The organism is Tundrisphaera macrotermitis, from assembly GCF_051175315.1.
Classification (GTDB): Bacteria; Planctomycetota; Planctomycetia; order Isosphaerales; family Isosphaeraceae; genus Tundrisphaera.
Genome location: NZ_CP195100.1, coordinates 1245970 through 1264826, shown reverse-complemented (window position 1 = coordinate 1264826; position 18857 = coordinate 1245970). Strand labels below are relative to the sequence as shown.

At 69.4% G+C, this 18857-nt stretch carries 14 protein-coding genes; 8 read left to right on the top strand and 6 right to left on the bottom strand.

The window, feature by feature from the left end; all coding sequences use genetic code 11:
• Positions 1-17 precede the first annotated feature (17 nt).
• The 3 genes from TA3x_RS05425 to TA3x_RS05415 all read left to right on the top strand — a co-directional run bounded on the left by TA3x_RS05425 (position 18) and on the right by TA3x_RS05415 (position 6817).
• Positions 18-1448, top strand: a complete 1431-nt coding sequence (locus TA3x_RS05425; RefSeq protein ID WP_435019088.1) for a hypothetical protein — start codon at positions 18-20, stop codon at positions 1446-1448.
• A 40-nt stretch (positions 1449-1488) separates the two neighbouring features.
• Entirely contained in the window at positions 1489-3621 is a 2133-nt protein-coding gene (locus tag TA3x_RS05420) for a DPP IV N-terminal domain-containing protein (protein WP_435019087.1), read from the top strand.
• A 268-nt stretch (positions 3622-3889) separates the two neighbouring features.
• Positions 3890-6817 carry a beta strand repeat-containing protein gene (locus TA3x_RS05415; protein ID WP_435019086.1) on the top strand — a complete coding sequence of 976 codons (2928 nt, stop codon included), beginning with the start codon at positions 3890-3892 and terminating at the stop codon, positions 6815-6817.
• 257 nt (positions 6818-7074) lie between these two features.
• Here TA3x_RS05415 and TA3x_RS05410 read toward each other — a convergent pair whose 3' ends face one another.
• Positions 7075-7443 (bottom strand): hypothetical protein, encoded by a 369-nt coding sequence (locus TA3x_RS05410; protein ID WP_435019085.1) that lies wholly within the window; start codon positions 7441-7443, stop codon positions 7075-7077.
• Between the two features lie 478 nt (positions 7444-7921).
• Here TA3x_RS05410 and dxr point away from each other — a divergent pair, with 478 nt between their 5' ends.
• Together dxr and TA3x_RS05400 are read left to right on the top strand one after the other, a co-directional pair.
• Positions 7922-9088: a 1-deoxy-D-xylulose-5-phosphate reductoisomerase gene (gene dxr, locus TA3x_RS05405; RefSeq protein WP_435019084.1), complete on the top strand. Its 1167-nt coding sequence runs from the start codon at positions 7922-7924 to the stop codon at positions 9086-9088.
• Entirely contained in the window at positions 9082-11142 is a 2061-nt protein-coding gene (locus TA3x_RS05400) for a site-2 protease family protein (protein WP_435022297.1), read from the top strand. The genes dxr and TA3x_RS05400 overlap by 7 nt, the downstream gene beginning before the upstream one ends.
• A gap of 7 nt (positions 11143-11149) precedes the next feature.
• Here TA3x_RS05400 and TA3x_RS05395 read toward each other — a convergent pair whose 3' ends face one another.
• A complete protein-coding gene (locus tag TA3x_RS05395) occupies positions 11150-11557 on the bottom strand; it encodes a response regulator (protein ID WP_435019083.1) in 408 nt (135 codons plus the stop codon).
• 304 nt (positions 11558-11861) lie between these two features.
• Here TA3x_RS05395 and TA3x_RS05390 point away from each other — a divergent pair, with 304 nt between their 5' ends.
• The 3 genes from TA3x_RS05390 (at position 11862) to TA3x_RS05380 (ending at position 14211) form a co-directional block, all read left to right on the top strand.
• Entirely contained in the window at positions 11862-13109 is a 1248-nt protein-coding gene (locus TA3x_RS05390; protein ID WP_435019082.1) for a M24 family metallopeptidase, read from the top strand.
• 104 nt (positions 13110-13213) lie between these two features.
• Positions 13214-14002, top strand: coding sequence for a M50 family metallopeptidase (locus tag TA3x_RS05385; protein WP_435019081.1), 789 nt, complete (start codon positions 13214-13216; stop codon positions 14000-14002).
• The gene (locus TA3x_RS05380; RefSeq protein ID WP_435019080.1) at positions 13993-14211 is read left to right on the top strand and encodes a hypothetical protein; all 219 of its coding nucleotides are present in this window, start codon (positions 13993-13995) and stop codon (positions 14209-14211) included. The genes TA3x_RS05385 and TA3x_RS05380 overlap by 10 nt, the downstream gene beginning before the upstream one ends.
• 2 nt (positions 14212-14213) lie before the next feature.
• Here the strand turns inward: TA3x_RS05380 and TA3x_RS05375 are convergent, their stop codons facing one another.
• The 4 genes from TA3x_RS05375 to hemE form a co-directional block, all read right to left on the bottom strand.
• Entirely contained in the window at positions 14214-14537 is a 324-nt protein-coding gene (locus TA3x_RS05375) for a hypothetical protein (RefSeq protein WP_435019079.1), read from the bottom strand.
• A 38-nt stretch (positions 14538-14575) separates the two neighbouring features.
• Entirely contained in the window at positions 14576-16036 is a 1461-nt protein-coding gene (hemG, locus tag TA3x_RS05370) for a protoporphyrinogen oxidase (RefSeq protein ID WP_435019078.1), read from the bottom strand.
• A gap of 427 nt (positions 16037-16463) precedes the next feature.
• Positions 16464-17501: a DUF1559 domain-containing protein gene (locus TA3x_RS05365; RefSeq protein WP_435019077.1), complete on the bottom strand. Its 1038-nt coding sequence runs from the start codon at positions 17499-17501 to the stop codon at positions 16464-16466.
• A gap of 94 nt (positions 17502-17595) precedes the next feature.
• On the bottom strand, positions 17596-18657 hold the full coding sequence (gene hemE / locus TA3x_RS05360; protein WP_435019076.1) for a uroporphyrinogen decarboxylase: 1062 nt from the start codon (positions 18655-18657) through the stop codon (positions 17596-17598).
• Positions 18658-18857 lie beyond the last annotated feature (200 nt).

Sequence of the window (18857 nt, the reverse complement as noted above, 5' to 3'; positions counted from 1 at the left end):
CGATTTGGGGTGCCCCGATGACCGACGATGCGAGGCGATCCTTCCCGGCGACCCGCCGGCCGCGATGCTCCGGCCGCCGCGCGGCCCTGACCCTGCTCGCCGTCCTCTGGATGGCAACACGGACGCTGGCCGCCGAGCCGGCCCCCGAGCCGCTTCGATTGGCGACCTTCGCCGCCGACGTGACCCCTCCCGCCGGGCACGCCCTGATGGGCGGGGGGATCGAGCCGGCGCGCGAGGTCGTCGACCCGCTCGGCGCCCGGGGGTTCGTCCTGCTGGGGGCCGGGAAGCCGGTGGTCCTGGCGGCGATCGACTGGTGCGAGATCCGCAACGACGCCTTCGATCGCTGGCGCGAGGCCCTGGCCGAGGCCGCCGGCACCGAGCCCGGCCGCGTCCTGATCACCGCCCTCCACCAGCACGACGCGCCGCTCGCCGACCTCGCCGCCCAGAAGTTGCTCGATGAGAGGAAGGCGCCCGGGAGCGTCTGCGACCCCGAGTTCCACGAGCGGGCCGTGCGGGGCGTGGCCCGGGCGGTCCGCGACGGGCTGGCGTCGGCCCGTCCGGTGACCCACGTCGGGACCGGCCGCGCGAAGGTCGCCGGGGTCGCTTCGAATCGAAGGTACGTCCGGGCGGACGGCCAACCCGCGTTCGATCGCATGAGCGCCACCCGCGATCCCGCGATCCGGGACCAGCCCGAGGGGCTGATCGACCCGTGGCTCCGGACCCTGAGCTTCTGGGACGGCGACCGCCCATTGCTGGCCCTGAGCTGCTACGCGACCCACCCGATGAGCCACTACGGGCGGGGCGGCGTCTCGGCCGATTTCGTCGGCCTGGCCCGCTCCAAACGCCAGGCGGAACAGCCCGGCGTCCTCCAGGTCTACACGTCCGGTTGCGGCGGGAACATCATCGCCGGCAAGTACAACGACGGCTCCCCCGAGAACCGGGCGGTCCTGGCCGACCGGGTCCACCGGGCGATGGTCGAGGCCTGGGCCGCGACCGAGCGATCACCGATCGGGCCGGTCGATTTCCGCGTCGAGCCGCTGCGGCTGGAGCCGAGGGACGACGCCGGCTTCACGGTCGCCGACCTGGAGGCGCGGCTGACGACCGACCCCAGGCCGTTCGGCCGGTGCCTGGCGGCGATGGGCCTGGCCTGGCGGAAAAGGGTCGATGCCGGCCACGCGATCGACGTCCCGGCCCTGGACCTGGGCAAGGCCCAGTTGCTGCTCCTGCCGGGCGAATCCTATGTCGAGTACCAACTCCAGGCCCAGCAGGCCCGTCCCGACTCGTTCGTCGTGACGATGGGCTATGGCGAGGCCGGGACGGGATACATCCCGACGGATCGGCACTTCCAGGAGGGCGACACCAACCTCCGCGACTGGTGCTGGGTCGCCCCCGGCTCCGAGGCCCGGATGCTCCGCGCGATCCGGGCGGCGCTCCAGTCTCCGAGATGAGCGACCATTCCACGACCTTCCCGAAGGGATGAGCCCGACCATGTTGCGACGATGCGCCGGCCTGCTCCGGTCCGTTCCCCCCGCCGCCTTGCTCGGCCTGCTGGCCCTCGGACCCCGGGACGCCGAGGGGCAAGACCGGCTCAAGTCGATGCCGGGCTATCAGCGCTACGCGACGCGGAGTCGGGAGATCCCCGGCGCGGTCAAGCTCGGGGCCCTCGCGGTGACCTGGCAGGAAGGCGGCAAGTCCTTCGAGTATCGCAAGGATGGGAAGGCGTTCCGCTACGACCTGGCGAACCGCCGGGCCGAGGAGATCAAGACGGGCGGGGCCGAGCCCCAGGAGCGGGGCCAACGCCCGGGCGGGGGCGTGGGGCGGGGCCGGCAGGCGGAATCGGCCCTCTCGCCCGACGGCCGACTCAAGGCCTTCTACCGCGACCGGAACCTCTGGGTCTCCGACCCCAACGGCCTGATCGAGGCGGCGGTGACCACCGACGGCAGCGAGCCGGGGCGGATCAAGAACGGCAAGGCGAGCTGGGTCTATGGCGAGGAACTCGACCAGAACACCGCCTTCTGGTGGTCGCCCGACAGCACGAAGCTCGCCTACTACCGGTTCGATGAGAGCAAGGTCGCCGATTACTACCTCCAGCTCGACCAGACCAAGGTGCAGGACCGCCTGGATACGGAGCCGTACCCCAAGGCGGGCAGCCCGAATCCCATCGCCGACATCCTCATCCGCGACCTCAAGGGGAAGCGGACGATCCCGGTCGACGTGCGGGACGGCCGGGCCGGCGACGACGAGGGGCTGGGGCACTACGCGTTCAACGTCTCCTGGTCGGCCGACGGCAAGGCCCTCCTGTTCCACCGGACCAACCGCCTCCAGAACGCGTGGGAGCTGATGGCCGCCGACCCGGAGACCGGCAAGGCCCGCGTCGTGGCCCGCGAGGAATGGCCGGCCAGCTGGGTCGAGAACAACCCCGAAACCCGCTTCCTGGCGGACGGTCGCCGCTTCCTGCTGGCCACCGTCCGCAACGGCTGGAAGAACTACGACCTCCACGACCTCCAGGACGGCAAGCGGCTGGCGGCCGTCACGGCCAACGAGTTCGACGCTGAGCGGATCGTCCGCATCGACGAGAAGGCGGGGGTCCTCGACTATCTCGCCCACGACGGCGACAACCCGATGAAACTCCAGCTCCATCGCGTGAAGCTCGACGGGCAGGACGACCGACGGCTCACCGATCCCCGGTTCCACCACACCGTCAACGTCGCCCCGGACGGAGCCCATCTCATCGACGTCGCCCAGACGCACGAGATCCCCCCCTCGACACGCCTGCTGGACGCCGAGGGGAACGTCCTCGACACGCTGGCGGAGAGTGACCTCAGCCGGTTCGACTCGCTCGGGCTCAAGAAGGTCGAACTCCTCCGGTACAACGCGGCCGACGGCCAGACGGAGTTGTTCGGCCTGCTCCACAAGCCGTCGGATTTCGACCCGAACCGGAAGTATCCGCTGTTGGTTTCGGTCTACGCGGGCCCCAATACCAACGGGGCCCGGGAAACCTTCGCCCTGCCCAACCCCCTGACCGAGTTGGGTTTCCTGGTTGCCTCGTTCGACTCCCGGAGCGCATCGGGGCGGGGTAAGAAGTTCCTGGACGCGATCTATCGGAAGTTGGGCCAGGTCGAGATCGACGACCAGGCCGCCGGGGTCAAGTCGCTCCACGACCGGCCGTACCTCGACCCCGGCCGGGTGGGGATTTTCGGGACCTCCTACGGCGGCTATGCCTCGATCCAGGCGCTCCTCCGCCATCCGGGCGTGTTCCAGGCCGGTTGCGCGTCGTCCCCGGTGACCGATTATCGCCACTACGACACGATCTACACCGAACGATACCTACGCACCCCGCAGGAGAATCCGGAAGGATACGATATCGGCAGCGCGGTGAAGCACGCGGCGGATCTCAAGGGACGGCTGATGCTGTTCTACGGGACGGCCGACGACAACGTCCACCCGTCCAACAGCTTGCAGTTGATCCAGGCCCTCCAGCGGGCGGGCAAGAGCTTCGACGTCCAGGTCGGCCCCGACGCCGGCCACGCGTCGATCTCGCGCGATCGGATGATGGAATTCTTCATCGAGGCCCTGGCCGGCGCACGCACGCCGGATCCGGCCCCCACGCCCGTTCCTTAACTCCGGGCGAGGGCGTGAGCCTCGCGGTCGGTCGGCGAAACTTGCCCCAGCCTCGCCAGTTCCACACCTTCGCCCGACCTGCGTCCTATGGTCCAGTTGACGGGTCGGTGCGATGGGGAGTCCGAAGGCCGGGCTCGCGCGCCAACTTCGCCCGCCGAGCGGACGTTTCCTCCCGCGAGCGGCGGATCTCGGCCCGATGACGAGCGTGCCGACCTGATTTCGTCCCTGAGACCCCCGGGACGTGGGCCTTCGACGAAAGATGTGCAACATGGAGACGCGTCGCGCGACCCGAGTCCCGGGGAAAAACGAACCCAAGCGACGCCCCCGCCCGCTGCGCCCCGGCGCGGCCGGCGTCGAACGGCTGGAAGGTCGGCAGCTCCTGGCCACCTTCTCGGTGACCAGCCTCGGGGCCGCCGGGGCGGGGAGCCTGCGCCAGGCCATCATCGACGCCAACCAGTCCCCGGGAGCGGACACGATCGCCTTCGGCGTGGCCGGTACGATCCGGCTCGGCAAGGCCGCATTGCCGCCTCTGACCGATGTCGTGACCATCGATGGCGGCTCGGCCCCGGGCTTCTCCGGCACGCCGGTCGTGACCGTCGATTATCGCGGGGGCCGGGGCCTCCGGTTCGCGGGAGCCTCCGATGGGTCCGCCCTCCGCTCCCTTTCGCTGGTGAACGCGTCCAGCGCGGGCGTGACGCTCGATGCCTCGCGGATCGCGGTCGAGGGGAACTACATCGGCCTCCGCGCCGACGGCCGATCGATCGCGGGCAACCGTGGGGATGGCATCCGGATCAATGCCTCATCGGACGGCAACCGGATCGGGCGGGAAGACCCGGTGTCGAGCATCACCTACGCCAACGCCGGCGCGGTGTCGATCCAGCCGGTGACGGCCTGGCAGGGGATCCGGGCGTCCGACGCGGCCGGCCAGTTCCTCATCGTCGGGACCTCGGGAGTCAACGGCCTGCTCTACGACGGGCCGATCTCGGGCGTCGGGGGGACGAGCCTCGCCGTCAACTATCCGGGGGCTACCTCCACCAGCGTCTACGGCCCCGACAACCTCGATGGCAACGGACTGCGGCTGGTCGGCAGCTACAAGGACGGGGACCAGATGGTCCACGGGTTCCTGTTCGAGGGCACGGCGGCCACCCTGGACTCGGCCTCGGGCTATCGCACGATCGACTACCCCGGCGCCAAATACACCTACGTCCACTCCACGATGGGCGGCCTCGCCGTCGGCAACGGCGACGGCCCGGAAGGCAACGCCCCGATCGGGACCGGGCACGCGTTCCTCTATGATGTGGCGAAGGATACGCTGCTCCCGGACATCGTCTACCCGGGCTCGACCAGCACCACCGCCTATGGGATCTGGCACAACGGCCGCACCAACTACACGATCGCCGGGGGCTATAGCACCCTGGGGGATGGGGACCGCACCCTGAGCCGGGCGTTCCTGGTCGACTACGACTCGGCGACCGGCCTGTACTCCAACTGGACGTCGTTCGCGTATCCCAACGGCCTGCTCGGCCAGGACTACATCACCCACTTCGAGGGGATCAGCGGCGTCGAGAAGGGGGTCTACACCCTCAACGCCGACTCGGTCCAGCGCGGCACCGCCAACCCGGCGCAGGGCTCGTTCGTCTCGGTCCGCCGCAACGCCGACGGGACCTTCGGCCCGTCGACCTGGACCGACCTCAACTTCCCCGGCTCGACCGGCATCGCCAGCTCGAATTCGGTGTCGGGCAACAACGTGGTCGGTGTCGTCTTCGCCGCCTCGGGGAACTTCTCGTTCCAGGCCACGGTCAACGTCGGGTTCCAACTCTCCAACGTCATCTCGGGCAATCGCGGCAACGGCATCGGGATCCACGGGAGCGACGACAACCGCGTCGCCATGAACAACATCGGCACCGACGCGACCGGCACGCTCGCCCGGGGCAACGGGGGGCAAGGTATCCTCATCACCCAGGGCGCCCGGCGGAACCTGATCGGCGGGCAGGCCACGGCGGGCAATAATCCCACCGCCGGGGTGTTCGCCCGCCCGCCCCAGGGGAACCTGATCTCGGGCAACCGGGGCAATGGCGTGCTCCTCAACAAGGGGGCCACTCAGAACATCCTGAGCGGCAACTTCGTCGGCACCGCCGCCTCGGGGAACTCGGCCCTGGGCAATCGCCTCGACGGCGTGGCGATCGACGGGGCAGATGGCAACCAACTCATCGGCTGCACGTTCCAGCAGGATCCGTTCGTCTTCTACAACGTGCTCAGCGGCAACGGCGGCAACGGGTTGCGGATCACCAATTCCGACGACACCACCGTCCAGGCCAACTTCATGGGGGTGGGGGCCAACAACGCCTCGGTCGTGGCCAACAAGCGGAACGGGCTCCTGGTCTCGGGCACATCGAAACGAACCCAGGTGGGCGGCGTGATCCCGCTGGGCAACGTGATCTCCGGCAACAACCAGAACGGCATCGAGGTCCGCGACAAGGCCAGCGGACTGGTCTCGTTCAACACGTTCGCCGGGATCTTCGCCTTCGGCGGGGCGGCCCCGAACCGCCGCAACGGGATCCTGGTCACGTCCACCGGCGGCGATAACCTGATCCGCACCTGCATCGTCTCGGGCAACCTCGGCAACGGGATCGAGATCGGCGGCAACGCCACCGGGGTCCAGGTCACGGAGACGGCGATCGGGACGAACACCTCGATCGGGACGGCCATCCCCAACCGGGGGAGCGGCATCAAGTTCTCCGGTCGGGCCCACGACAACGCGATCGGCGGGTTCCAGCCCTCGATCGAGCCCCAGGTCACGATCTCGGCCAACCAGCGCTATGGCGTCGAGGTCGTCGGCTCGGCCCGCAACAATGCGATCGTCCATACCTTCATCGGGACGAACTTCGACGGCACCGTGCCGCTGGGCAACGGGCTGGGCGGCGTCCTGCTCGGCCCCGGCACGTCGGGCACGACCATCGGCGGGCCGGCGGCCGCATTCCAGGTCCGGATCGCCAATAACGGCGGCAACGGGGTGACGATCCGTGCCTCGCGCCGCAATGCCGTGGTCGGGGACCTGATCGCCTCCAACCAGCGATATGGGGTGGAGGCCACCGGCAACGACGCCGGGACGGTGCTCCAGGGCAACACGTTCAGCAACAATGGCCTCGGCGATGTCAACCTGGCGAAATCCCGAGGTGTGGCCAACCTGGGCTGAGCCTGGGCAGGATGGGGCCACCTCGGGCGACGTCGTTCGGGGTGGCCGGCCTCCGCGATCCTCCTCGGACCGGCCGGGTGGCAGGGTTGTGGCTCAGCCAGGAAGGGAGCCGGGAGCGACCCGAAGCCGCCTTGTGCCCGTTGACCCGGCCTCGACGCGCATCCGGCCGCGGGGACCGCCTCGATCGTTCATCCAGGGATGCCGAGGCTGGGGACCGGCATGGATTCCGAGAAGACCGAATCCGCGTCGTCGTCGATTCAGGCGGGGGCGTTGCCCCACCGACTGCCGATCGTGTGGGGGAAGCGGTCCCGCAACTGATCGAGGAGTTCGGGCGTTCGGTCGACGTGATCGAATGGGTCGCCACCCTGAGTATCAAACCCCCTGGACTTGAGTTCGCGGAAGACGCGGATCCGCGAGTAGATTAGCTGATTGACCATGTATTGCCGCTTCTCGTCCGTATCGACGAGGGATTCCGCGTCATAGTCGTCCCAGAGATGCTCGTTGCCCGGCCTCCACTTCGCGGCGATATCGGCCATCACCACCTCGAATGGCTCTCCGGCTTTTGCGCGGATCATCATCTCAAGGTTGCCAGTGGGGTATTCGTATCGCTTCTTCGCCTCGCCCATCGCGACCTCCCTCCAATTCCGAACGGCCAGCCCTCCGACCGGCATCCATCGGGCCGATCGTGACGCGACCGACGTCGGAGACCAAAGATTGCACCGATCGCATGCGAATGCAATCGACTCCTTGAAGGATGGGGTGACGCCGTAGTTTCGAGGCTTTTCACCCGACCCGCCGGAAGGGATCATCGCGAAACCAGTCGAATAGCCTCGGCTACGAAAGACCGCAAGCCGTTGCGACCACCCCCCCGCATGAACCCGGACGGTCCGAAGATCTGCCCCACCTCCTCGGCATCCCACCTCTCGGCCCGATGCTCGGATGATTCGAAGGAGTCCGTCGAACCGGGGGCGTCGTCCGCGGCGGCCTGCGGGGCAGGTGCTGGGTTGGATACCGCGGCTTGCCGCATCTTGCCGAATCGTTTAGATTAACCCCTTCCGTTTTTGATCGATCACCGCCGACGGTCGCGAGGAGTCGTTCCCACGGATGCCGCCCGGCGCGCCGCAAAATCTCGTAATCCTGGGCTCGACCGGCTCGGTAGGCCGGAGCGCCCTGAGCGTGGTCGAACATGACGCAGGCGGCCGGTTCCGGGTGCTCGGGCTCGCCGCGCACTCGCAGGTCGACCTGATGGTGGAGCAGGCGCTCCGCTTCCGCCCACGATTCGTCTCGCTCACCGACCCGGACGCCTCGGCCGAGGCCGGCCGCCGGCTGCGCGGTTCGGGCGTCGAGGTGCTCGCCGGCCGCGACGGGATCGAGACGATGGTCCGCGACCCGGACACCGACCGGGTCCTGACCGCCATCGTCGGGGCCGCCGGCCTGGAGGGGACCTGGGCGGCCGTGGACGCGGGCAAGACCGTCGCCCTGGCCAACAAGGAAACCCTGGTCGTCGCCGGCTCGCTGGTGATGGACCTGGCCCGACGGCGCGGCGCGACCCTGCTGCCGGTGGACAGCGAGCACTCGGCCATCTTCCAGGCGATGGCCTCGGGCCGCCCGCGCGAGGTCCACCGGGTGATCCTGACCTCGTCGGGCGGGCCGTTCCGGGGGAAGACCGCCCGGGAACTGGCCGGGGTCACCCGCGAGCAGGCGCTCCGCCACCCGACCTGGCAGATGGGCCCGAAGATCTCGATCGACTCGGCCACCCTGATGAACAAGGCGCTGGAGGTGATCGAGGCCCGCTGGCTGTTCGGGCTCGAACCGGGGCAGATCGAGGTCGTGGTCCACCCCGAGAGCGTGGTCCACTCGATGGTCGAGTTCGTCGACGGCAGCGTCGTCGCCCAACTCTCCCCGCCCGACATGCGGCTGCCGATCCAGCTGGCGTTCACGCATCCCGACCGGGTCGAGGGGCCGTGCCCCCGGCTCGACCTCACCCGGCCGCAGGCCTACCACTTCGAGCCCCCGGACCGCGAGACCTTCCCCGCGCTCGACCTCGGCTACGAGGTGATGCGACGCGCCGGGACGGCCGGGGCCGCCTTGAACGCGGCCAACGAGGCGGCGGTGGCCCGGTTCCTCGCGGGCGAGATCGGCTTCCTCGACATCGCCCGGTCCTGCCGCGCGGTGCTCGACCACCACCCCTTCGACCCACGACCCACCCTCGAAGCCCTCTGGCGGGTCGACGCCTGGGCCAGGCAGGAGATAAGCCGTTGGACATGCTGATGCCCCTCGTCAACGCGGCGAAGGTCGCCCTGGGCCTCGGGTTCGTGATCTTCATCCACGAACTCGGCCACTTCCTCCTGGCCAAGTGGAACGGCGTGAAGGTGGAAACCTTCTCGATCGGGTTCGGGCCGACCCTGGCCTCGTACCGGCCGGGGGCCGGATTCCGGATCGGCACCGGCACCCGCGCCCCGGTCGAAGGCGACCCGCCCGGCATCGGCGAGACGGAATATGTCCTGGCCGCGCTGCCGCTGGGCGGCTACGTCAAGATGCTCGGCGAGGGGATCGTCGAGGGGGTCGGCGAGAAGAACCAGGATCCGCGCGCCTACCAGAACAAGTCGGTCTGGGGCCGGATGGGGATCATCTCGGCCGGCGTGATCATGAACCTGATCCTCGGCGTCCTCTGCTTCGCCTTCGTCTTCAGCCAGGGCATCACGACGATGCCGGCCAAAGTCGGCGGCGTGCTCGCGGGCTCGCCCGCCTATGTGGCCGGGTTCCGGGCCGGCGACGAGATCGTCGCCATCGACGGCCGCCGCGACGTCAGCTACATTCAAATGCAGAATCGGGTCCGGCTCAGCGGGACCGGCCAGAAGCTCCGCTTCGATCTCAAACGCCCCGGCGTGCCGAACGAGGTCGCCATCGAGGTCGAGCCCCGTCGCGGCGCCGGCAGCGACGTGCCGACCATCGGCGTCCTCCAGTCCAGTTCGCTCAAACTCTATCCCAAGGACCCCTACTCCCCTCCGCCTGGCGTGGCGACCGCCCCGGGCCAGGAGCCGGTCGGGTTCCAGGGCAATGACCGCGTCATCGCCGTCGGCCCGGAAGGGGGCCCGCTGGAGGCCGTCGCCGATCACGAAAGCCTGGTCCGCAAGCTCGACGCCCTCCGGGACGTCCCGATCGTCGTCGAGGTCGAACGGCCGATCGCCCCGCCGAAGGACGGCGGGGAGGACGGCACCCCCGATCCCGCGGCCCCCACCAAGAAGGCCCGCGTGACCGTCCCGGTCCATCATTTCTTCGACTTCGGGCTCCGGATGACCATCGGCCCGATCGAGTCGATCCGGGATAACTCCCCGGCCGCGAAGGCGGGGTTGAAGGTCGGGGATCGGATCCTCGCCGTCGATGGGAATGGAGATCGCGACCCGATGCGGCTCCCCGACGAGATCCGGGGCCGGGCCGGACAGGCGGTGGTCCTCCGCCTCGATCGCGGCGGCAAGCAGGAAGACGTGACCGTCACGCCCGACGCCTCCCCGACCTGGGCCGACCCCCTGGGGGGCATGCCGGGGACCGAACCGCTGGACATCCCCGGGCTGGGCGTCGCCATCCGCGTCGACCCGAAGGTCCAGGCGGTCAAGGAAGGCTCCCCGGGGGCCCGCGCCGGCATCAAGGCCGGCGATGAGGTCCGGGCCATGATCGTCACCTTCGAGACGCGTGAGAAGGCGCAGGCCAAGCCGGAGACGATCACCTTCGACGCCGAACATCCCGCCTGGGCTTCCGCCTTCTCGGCCCTTCAGGTCGACAGGTGGAAGTCGGTCGAGTTGCTGGTCGGGGACGCCAAGAAGCCGATCCCGGTGAATCCCGAGGTCGACCCGACCTGGGCCCACCCGATCCGGGGGATGAACTTCCAGCCGCTCCTGCTGCAACTGCCGCCCCAGGGGCTGGTCGCCTCGATCCGGTCCGGGGCGGAGGAGACCTACGATAACATCATGGGGATCTATGCCATGTTCCGCGGCTTGGCCCAGCGACGGGTCGGGACCAAGGCGATGGGCGGGCTGCCGAGGATTGCTCAGATCGCGTACCAGTCCGCCAGCATGGGAATCACCCCGTTCATCCAGTTCCTCGGCATGCTGAGCGTGAACCTCGCCGTGCTCAACTTCCTGCCGATCCCGCCCCTGGACGGCGGCCAGATGATGTTCCTGATAGCCGAGAAGGTCCGGGGGCGGCCGTTGCCGGAAGCGGCCCTCAGCTTCGGGACGGTCGCGGGGATCGTCTTCGTCCTCGGGCTGATCCTGTTCATCAACTTCCAGGATGTCTACCTGCTGGCGAGGGAATACTTCTCCTGAGCCCGGTTCAGTTCCCGGGGCCCGGGCCGGGCCCCGGCTCGTCCGCCTTGAACAGCGAGTCGAGCCGTTCGAGGAGGAAGGGAAGGTCGATCGGCTTGGTGATGAAGTCGATCGCCCCCGCCTTGCGGGCCTGGTACTCGGCCTGCTCGGTCGCGTCGGCGGTGATCGCCACGATGGGAACGCCGTCGAAGTCGTGATTGGCCCGGATGTGCCCGATCAACTCGACGCCCCCCATCACCGGCATCATGAGGTCGGTCAGGACCAGGTTGGGCCGATAGGTCCGGAGGCAGTCCAGCGCCTCCCTCCCATCGTTGGCCTCGCGCACCTCGTACCCTTGCATCCGAAGCAGGCGCCCGAATGCATACCGCAGGTGCGGTGCGTCCTCGACCAGTAAGACCTTCGGCGTCCGATCCATCACGTCCCAATTCCGCGAGGAAACGAGGGTCGTCATCGGGGAGAGTACATGCTGCCACCCGGTGTTGCTGAGTCATTTCCGGGTATCAGCAAACCAAGGGCCGGATCTGCGAGGCGACCGATTTTCTCGGGGCGCCTTTCCTGCGAGCAGCGTGCGGAGCCGGACGGATTGCGTTCCGATCGATAATCTGGAACGATGGCAGTTGAAGGACCGGCCCGCTCCCCCCAGGGCCTCCCGACGCGCGAGCTTGCGAACGCGGTTGCTTGGAGGTGACTCAGTGTCCTCCGAACTCCAGGTGCATGGGATGGCGACGGTCCTGGGCGATCAGGCCGCGCTGGGGGAACGGCTCGACTTGCCCGCCGATCGGGTGATGATCACGGCCGAGGATCGCCCCGGCGATTCCAGCCTCCCGGCGGTGGCCGACCCGACCGTCGACCACGTCGACGGCGAGCTGGCCCGGCGCCGCGCCGACGTCGACGCCAAGCATCAGCAGGTCATCAACTTCCTGGATGAACATGGGCTGGAAGGTGTCCTGCTCGGGCGGGCCGACTCGATCGCGTGGTTCACCTCCGGCGGGGAACTCGGCCAGACGTACGCTTCGGACGGGGCCGCGGTCTTCGTCTACGCGACCCGGACCACCCGGGCCGTCCTGGCGGACAACGTCCAGAGCGCCCGGGTCTTCGAGGAGGAGGTGGCCGGGCTCGGCTTCCAGCTCAAGGAACGCCCCTGGTATCAGGACCCGTCCCGCATCATCGCCGAATTGACCCACAACAAGGCGGTCGCCTCGGACATCCCCTGGCCCGAACTCCGGTTCGAAGCCGATCGGCTCCTGGCCCTGCGCCGATCGCTCAGCCCCCGGGAACGCCAGATCCTCCGCGCACTCGGCCGGACTCTGACCCTGGCGATCGAGGCGACCTGCCGGAATTTCCAGCCCGGGGAGACCGAGGCCGACGTGGCGGGGCACCTGGCCCATCGGCTGATCCGCGAAGGGGTCGTCCCGGTCGACCTCCGCGTTGCCAGCGACGATCGCCTGGCCCGCTTCCGCCAACCGACTTTCAAGGCGGTGGAGATCCGCCACCGGGCCACGATCACCGCCACCGGGCGGAGGCATGGCCTCTGCGCATCGGCCACGCGCACCGTCTCGTTCGGCTGCGTCGACGCGGACTTCCGCGCCAGGCACGCGGTGGCCGCGATGGTCGATGCCACCTGCATCTATTTCTCCCGGCCCGGCGAGCCGGTCTCCGAGGTGTTCCGCCGGGCCCGGCGGATCTACGAGAAGCTCGAACATCCGCACGAGTGGGAACTCGACGACCAGGGATTCCTGATCGGCTACGCGGCCCGCGAGGGCTCGCTCCACCCGGACAGCGCGACGATCCTCCGGCCCCACTCGGCCCTGTGCTGGAGCCCCAGCGTCGGCGCCGCCCGGTCCGAAGATACGATCGTGGTGGATGCCCGCGGATTCGAGGTGGTGACCGAGGCCCAGTCCTGGCCCAAGTTCGAGGTCTCCGTGAAAGGATTCACGATCCCCCGTCCGGGCATCCTCGAACGCTGAGATCGGCCCGCGGAGCCGTCCATCCCGGCCGATTTTACCGAACATCCGGGCGGGCGGTGACGAATGGATACGGGGAGATTCCCCGGGAAAGGATGACATTCGTCATGTTCAAATCATGGTATCTGGGGCGGGTCCAGGAGATCGACATCTTCCTCAACCCCACCCTCGTGATGCTCGCCCTCTACGTCCTGGCCTCGGGCGGGATCGATTCGGCCCTCCTCGTCATCGCGGCCTTCGGCTGCGTGTTCCTCCATGAGATGGGGCACGCCCTGATGGCCCGGTGCTATGGGATCCGGACGGCGCATATTACCCTCTACCCGATCGGCGGAGTCGCCGCCCTGGAGCGAATGCCGCGCTCGGCGGGCCCGGAGCTGCTGATCGCCCTGGCCGGCCCGGCCGTCAACTTCGCCCTGGCGATCGGCCTGTGGTGCGTCATGGCGTTGGGCGGCGTCCTGTTCGGCGGGGCGCCGGACCCGATGCTCGTCAATCTCCTGTACCTGAACCTGGGCCTGGGCCTGTTCAATCTCCTGCCCATCTTCCCGATGGACGGGGGGCGGATCTTCCGGGCCCTGCTGAGCGGGCGTCTGGGGCGGGCGCGGGCCACCGCGGTGGCGGCGTCCGTCGGCCAGACCCTGGCGATGGCCGCCGGCCTCTACTTCCTCTTCCACTTCTTCTGGATCCAGGCGGCCCTGGCGGCCTTCGTCTACCTCGCCGCCGGCATGGAGCGGGCCCGCGTCCTGGAGGAGGAATCGGGGCGCAGGCGCGTGCCGCCCCGATCGGCCTGGCCCGAGCCCCCGTTCGGCTTCCGCTGGGCCCAGCGGAATCGCGGCGGGCGGATCGAGCCGATCCTGATCCGCGTCGTCGAACCGAGCGGGGCCCGGACGTGGCACTGATCCCGATCGTGGAACTGGGCGTGGACGAGGCCTACGCGATCCTCGCGGGGCGCCTCGGCCACGCCGATTTGCCGCCGCTCGACGCGATCGAGAACGAGGACTGGGGGCGCGACCTCCTGCTCTCCCGCCTCGGCGCCCTCTCCGATTCCGAGCTGGCCGAGGTCGGCCTGTCGCGCGACGCGGGCTGGGACCGCGCCGCGGCCGATTGAAGTCAAACGCCCCAGGGACGGACGACGCCGGAGGCCGAGAGCTGCCCCCCGTCGTCGGCGATCAGGCGGAACCGCAGGCCGGGCTCGATCGGCACCGGCAGCGACAGTAGCAGGCTCACGCAGGTGCAGGTCTTCTCGTCGAAGGTGCCCAGCGGGTTCCGGGCCGTCACCGTCGCCTCGACGAGCGCCGTGCGGATGCTGGCCATCCAGGCCGAGCCGGGCACGCACCGGCCCAGGAATTCGGCCGCCCGATCGGCGTCGGTCGCGGTGACCAGGGCCTCGAAGCGGGTGACCTCGCGGGCGTCGATGGGGGGGCGGGAGGCCATCGCGGTGTCCTCGGTGGAGGGTGGGCCGACCGCCCCGCTCAGGCGGCGGCCGTCGTCGCGGGATCGACCAGCGCGGAGAGGATCGCGTCGGCGGCCGACTGGCCCGACCGGATGCAATCCGGGATGCCGACACCGTGGAAGGCGTTCCCCGCCAGCACGAGGCGGGGGTGGAGGGCGACCCGCTGGCGGATCGCATCGATCCGGTCCAGGTGGCCCAGGGTGTACTGGGGCATCGCCCGGGGATGGCGGCTGACCTCGATCAGCAGGGGGTCGCCCGAGGCCCCCAGCAGGCCGGCCAGCTCGTCGCGGACCATGCTGGCCATCTCATCGTCGTCCAGCTCGAACAGGTCGGGCTGCATGGCCCCGCCGACGAACACCCGGAGCAGGGCCGTGCCGGCCGGCGCGCGGGTCGGGAACTTGACGCTGAGGAACGAGATCGCCAGGATCGACCGCCCCTCGATCGCCGGGACCACGGCCCCGAAGCCGTCGAGCGGATGCTTGATCCGGTCGCGGGGGTAGGCCACCGTCACGATGGCCGACGACGCATAGGGGATCGACCGGAGCTGGAGGGCCAGGTCGGGGTCGAAGCCGTCGAGCAGCCGGGCCGAGGCATGGGCCTCGGTGGTCAGGACGACGGCCCCGGCCTCGATCGGCGGGCCGTCCAGCAGCTCGACGCGCCAGGAGCCCGTCCCCTCGGATCTGACGATCCTCCGGACGGAGGTCCCGGTCCGGACCATGCCGGGCGGCAGCGTCTCGGCCAGGGTCCGGGGCAGCAGCCCCATCCCCTCGTCGAGCGAGGCGAACAGGCCATAGCGGGCCCCGGATGCCGAACGCTCGGCCGCGCGGCTGGCCTTCGCCTGCCGGCGGGCGGCCAGGATCAGGCTCCCGTGCTCCCGTTCCATCGCCGGGAACTGGGGCAAGGTGGCCCGGAGGCTCAGGGTCGTCGGGTCGGCCGTGTAGATCCCCCCGACCAGCGGCTGGACCAGCCGCTCCAGCGCCTCGCGGCCGAGCCGGCGGCGGACGAACGAAGCCAGGCTCTCGTCCCCCTCGTCGCGCTTGCGGGGGATCGCCAGGTCCATGAGCAGTCGCGCCTTGCCCCGGGCCGAGAGGATCGGCGAGGAGAGCAGGGGGGCGAGTTTGCCCGGGGCCATCAGGACGAACCCCTCGGGCACCGGCAGGAGCCGTCCGTCGCGGACCACGAACGAGCGGCGGTCGCGCTCGTTCGGGCCGATCAGGCGGTCTTCCAGGCCGAGTTCCCGGCACAGGTCGACGCCCCAGGGCTTGTTCGTGATGAACGAATCGGCGCCCCCTTCGAGCGTGAAGTCGCCGACCTTCCGCGTCCAGATCGACCCGCCGATCCGCTCCTTGGCCTCGATCACGGCGACCTCGACCGGGCGGTTGGCCGGGGCCTTCGTGCGGAAACGATGGGCGGCGACGAGGCCGGTCAGCCCGGCCCCGACGATGACCACGCGATCGCGTGCCGTCGCACGATCCGTCACGATAACGCTCCCATCCCCCGGCCTTGGCCGACATCCGCGGGGAGGCCGGGCCGCGTCCCGTCCCCCGTCGCCGATTCCAGGACCTCCGCCCCGGATCCACCAGCAACGACTGTACCATCGCCCTCGGACCGGCGGAACACCCGAGGCCCGGGTTACCGGAGGCTGCCGCGCCCCGAGCCTCAGCCGAAGGGGGCGACCGCGTCGGAGGTGCCGGGCCGATCGTCGCTCCGCGTCGGGCCCGATCGCCTGGGAGTCTCCGGCGCGGGCGCCTCCGGGGCGGCGGCCGGCGGGGTTGCATCGGGCTGCCCCTGGCATCCCAGCAGACAGGCCGCGGCGAAGATCCCCCCGAGCCAACGGACGTGACGGATTCGCATGATCGGCCCCCGTGCCTGCCACTTGGGTCGAGGCTGGCGACGCCTCGGGATGCTCAGAATTCGTCGGCCCCGACGATCTCCCCGCCCGCCCGGGTGCCCAGGGCCTGGTAGGTCCGGGTCGCGATCGTCTGCTTGAGGAACCGGACCGAGCCGTCGCCGAAGGCGAAGTTCGCCCCGCCCGGATGGTTGCTGCGGAAGCCGAACTGGCCGTACGCCTGGGCATCGGGGGAATTCCGCCACCCGGACGACCCGCCCCCGGCCGCCATGATCGCCGAAATGCTCGCCGGCGGGAGAGCCGCCGTGGCGTTGATCCGGGGGACCGTGTAGGCCATCCCCTGGGGGCGGCGGCTCGTCGCCCCGAATGCGTCGGTGTACAGGTCCGGCGCCGTATAGAAATTCTTGTTGTTCGGGGCCGAAGCGGTGCCGGGCAACTCGTTGGGGAACCTCGAAAAATCGCCCAGGAACACCGTCTGGCTGAGCCCGTCGGCCACGTCGACGATCGCGAAGGTGTGGTTGCGGCCGAACATGCCGTCGGGGACGATGCTGTTGCAATATTCGGGGTAGGCCGATGTGTAGGAGTAGATCAGGACATCCGTGTTGCCGATCACGGCCGCATACGACCCCTGGGCATACCACTCGCCATTTCGAAGGACCTCCGCCGGGGTATCCGACGGGCAGAGGTAGGTATCGATCCGGGCGCTCAGGGTGGTGTAGTTGGAGCCGGTCCGGGCGTCGATCGCGGGCAGGCTGAAGTTGTAGGCGTTGGCGACGATGGCCCGATCGATGTAGGGGGTGATCATCAGGAACAAGGAGGTCTTGAACTGGTTCTTGTCATCGCAGGTGACCGCGCTGTACGGATTGGTGACGGTCCTGGCGAAGACGGCCGGCGGATACCGGCCCAGGGCCGACTCGTAGTTGGAGAGTCCGAGCATCATCTGCTTGAGGTTGTTGGTGCACTGGGCGCGGCGGGCGGCCTCGCGCGCCGCCTGGACCGCCGGCAGCAGCAGGGCGATCAGGGCCCCGATGATCGCGATCACCACCAGCAGTTCGATCAGGGTGAATCCGAGGCCGCGGCGAGGGGGGGCCGACATCGGAAATCCTCCTCCGAGAGGATGAGGCCCAGGGCTGGAAGAAACACCGGGACGGGCCTCGACGCGATGGGAGGCCGCGGGGACGGCCCGGTCCTCAGTTCCCTCGCACGCAGTCGATCAGGGCCATCACGTGATCGACGGGCGTGTGGGGCATGATCCCATGCCCGAGGTTGAAGATGTGGCCCGGCCGACCCGCGTTCTCGTCCAGGATGCGTCGGGCCTGCTTCCGGATCTCCGGGATCGGCGCGAACAGGAGCGACGGGTCGAGGTTCCCCTGGACGGCGACCCCCGGCCCGAGCCGTTCGCGGGCGCTCGGCAGGTCGATCCGCCAGTCCAGCCCGATCACGTCCCCCCCGGCGTCGCGCTGAAGTTCCAGCAGGGTCGCGGTGTCGGTGCCGAAGTGGATGACCGGCGTCCCGGGCGCGAGTCCGGCGATCAGCCGGCGCATGTGGGGCTGGACGAACCGCCGGTAGTCGACCGGCGACAGCGTGCCGACCCAGCTATCGAACAGCTGGAGCACCTGGGCGCCGGCGGCGGCCTGCCCGTTCAGGTAGAGGATCGTGGCGTCGACCAGGATCGCCATCAAGGCGTCCCAGGCGCCCGGGTCGCGGTACATGAACGCCTTGGCCACCTCGTAGTGCCGCGACGAGCCCCCCGCGATCGCGTAGCAGGCCAGCGTGAACGGGGCCCCGGCGAACCCGATCAGCGGGATGTCCGGCTTCAACGCGGCCCGGATCGAGCGGACCGCCTGGTTCACGTAGTCAAGCGACCCGGGGGACCGGTCCAGCGGGCGGACCCGATCGACGTCGGCCGCCTCGCGGATCGGGTTGTGGATGACCGGGCCTTCCCCCTTGGCGAATTCGAGGTCGAAGCCCAACGGCTGGAGGATCAGCAGGATGTCGGCGAACAGGATCGCCGCGTCCACTCCCAGCCGTTCGGCGGCGAAGACCGTCACCTCGGTGGCCAGCGCCGGGTCGTGGCACAGCTCCAGGAACGAGACCTTGGAGCGGACCTCGCGATACTCGGGCATGTACCGGCCGGCCTGGCGCATCAGCCAGATCGGCGTGCGGTCGGTGGGCTCGTTCCGGCACGCCTTGAGGAAAGCGCTCTCACGCAGGGCATCCGGGAGGGAGTTCCCGGATTCGAGACTGGCCATAGGAGGGCACCCGGGACGGCATTCGAACGGCTCGACACGACGTCGTTCAATCTAAGGCAGTCTTCGCATCTTGGCCAGTTGGTTGCGGGGTAAAATGGGGATCCCTCGATGGATTGGAGCGATCCGCACAGGTGGGATAGGCCCGGCATGACCTCCGGGATAGAATTAACGGGATAGGAAAGGTCGTCGGGGCGGCTCGG

Coding starts and splice junctions, on each gene's coding strand:
- TA3x_RS05425 (WP_435019088.1), top strand. CDS start 18: ATGACCGACGATGCGAGGCGATCCTTCCCGGCGACCCGCCGGCCGCGA.
- TA3x_RS05420 (WP_435019087.1), top strand. CDS start 1,489: ATGTTGCGACGATGCGCCGGCCTGCTCCGGTCCGTTCCCCCCGCCGCC.
- TA3x_RS05415 (WP_435019086.1), top strand. CDS start 3,890: ATGGAGACGCGTCGCGCGACCCGAGTCCCGGGGAAAAACGAACCCAAG.
- TA3x_RS05410 (WP_435019085.1), bottom strand. CDS start 7,443: ATGGGCGAGGCGAAGAAGCGATACGAATACCCCACTGGCAACCTTGAG.
- dxr (WP_435019084.1), top strand. CDS start 7,922: ATGCCGCCCGGCGCGCCGCAAAATCTCGTAATCCTGGGCTCGACCGGC.
- TA3x_RS05400 (WP_435022297.1), top strand. CDS start 9,082: ATGCTGATGCCCCTCGTCAACGCGGCGAAGGTCGCCCTGGGCCTCGGG.
- TA3x_RS05395 (WP_435019083.1), bottom strand. CDS start 11,557: ATGGATCGGACGCCGAAGGTCTTACTGGTCGAGGACGCACCGCACCTG.
- TA3x_RS05390 (WP_435019082.1), top strand. CDS start 11,862: ATGGCGACGGTCCTGGGCGATCAGGCCGCGCTGGGGGAACGGCTCGAC.
- TA3x_RS05385 (WP_435019081.1), top strand. CDS start 13,214: ATGTTCAAATCATGGTATCTGGGGCGGGTCCAGGAGATCGACATCTTC.
- TA3x_RS05375 (WP_435019079.1), bottom strand. CDS start 14,537: ATGGCCTCCCGCCCCCCCATCGACGCCCGCGAGGTCACCCGCTTCGAG.
- TA3x_RS05365 (WP_435019077.1), bottom strand. CDS start 17,501: ATGTCGGCCCCCCCTCGCCGCGGCCTCGGATTCACCCTGATCGAACTG.
- hemE (WP_435019076.1), bottom strand. CDS start 18,657: ATGGCCAGTCTCGAATCCGGGAACTCCCTCCCGGATGCCCTGCGTGAG.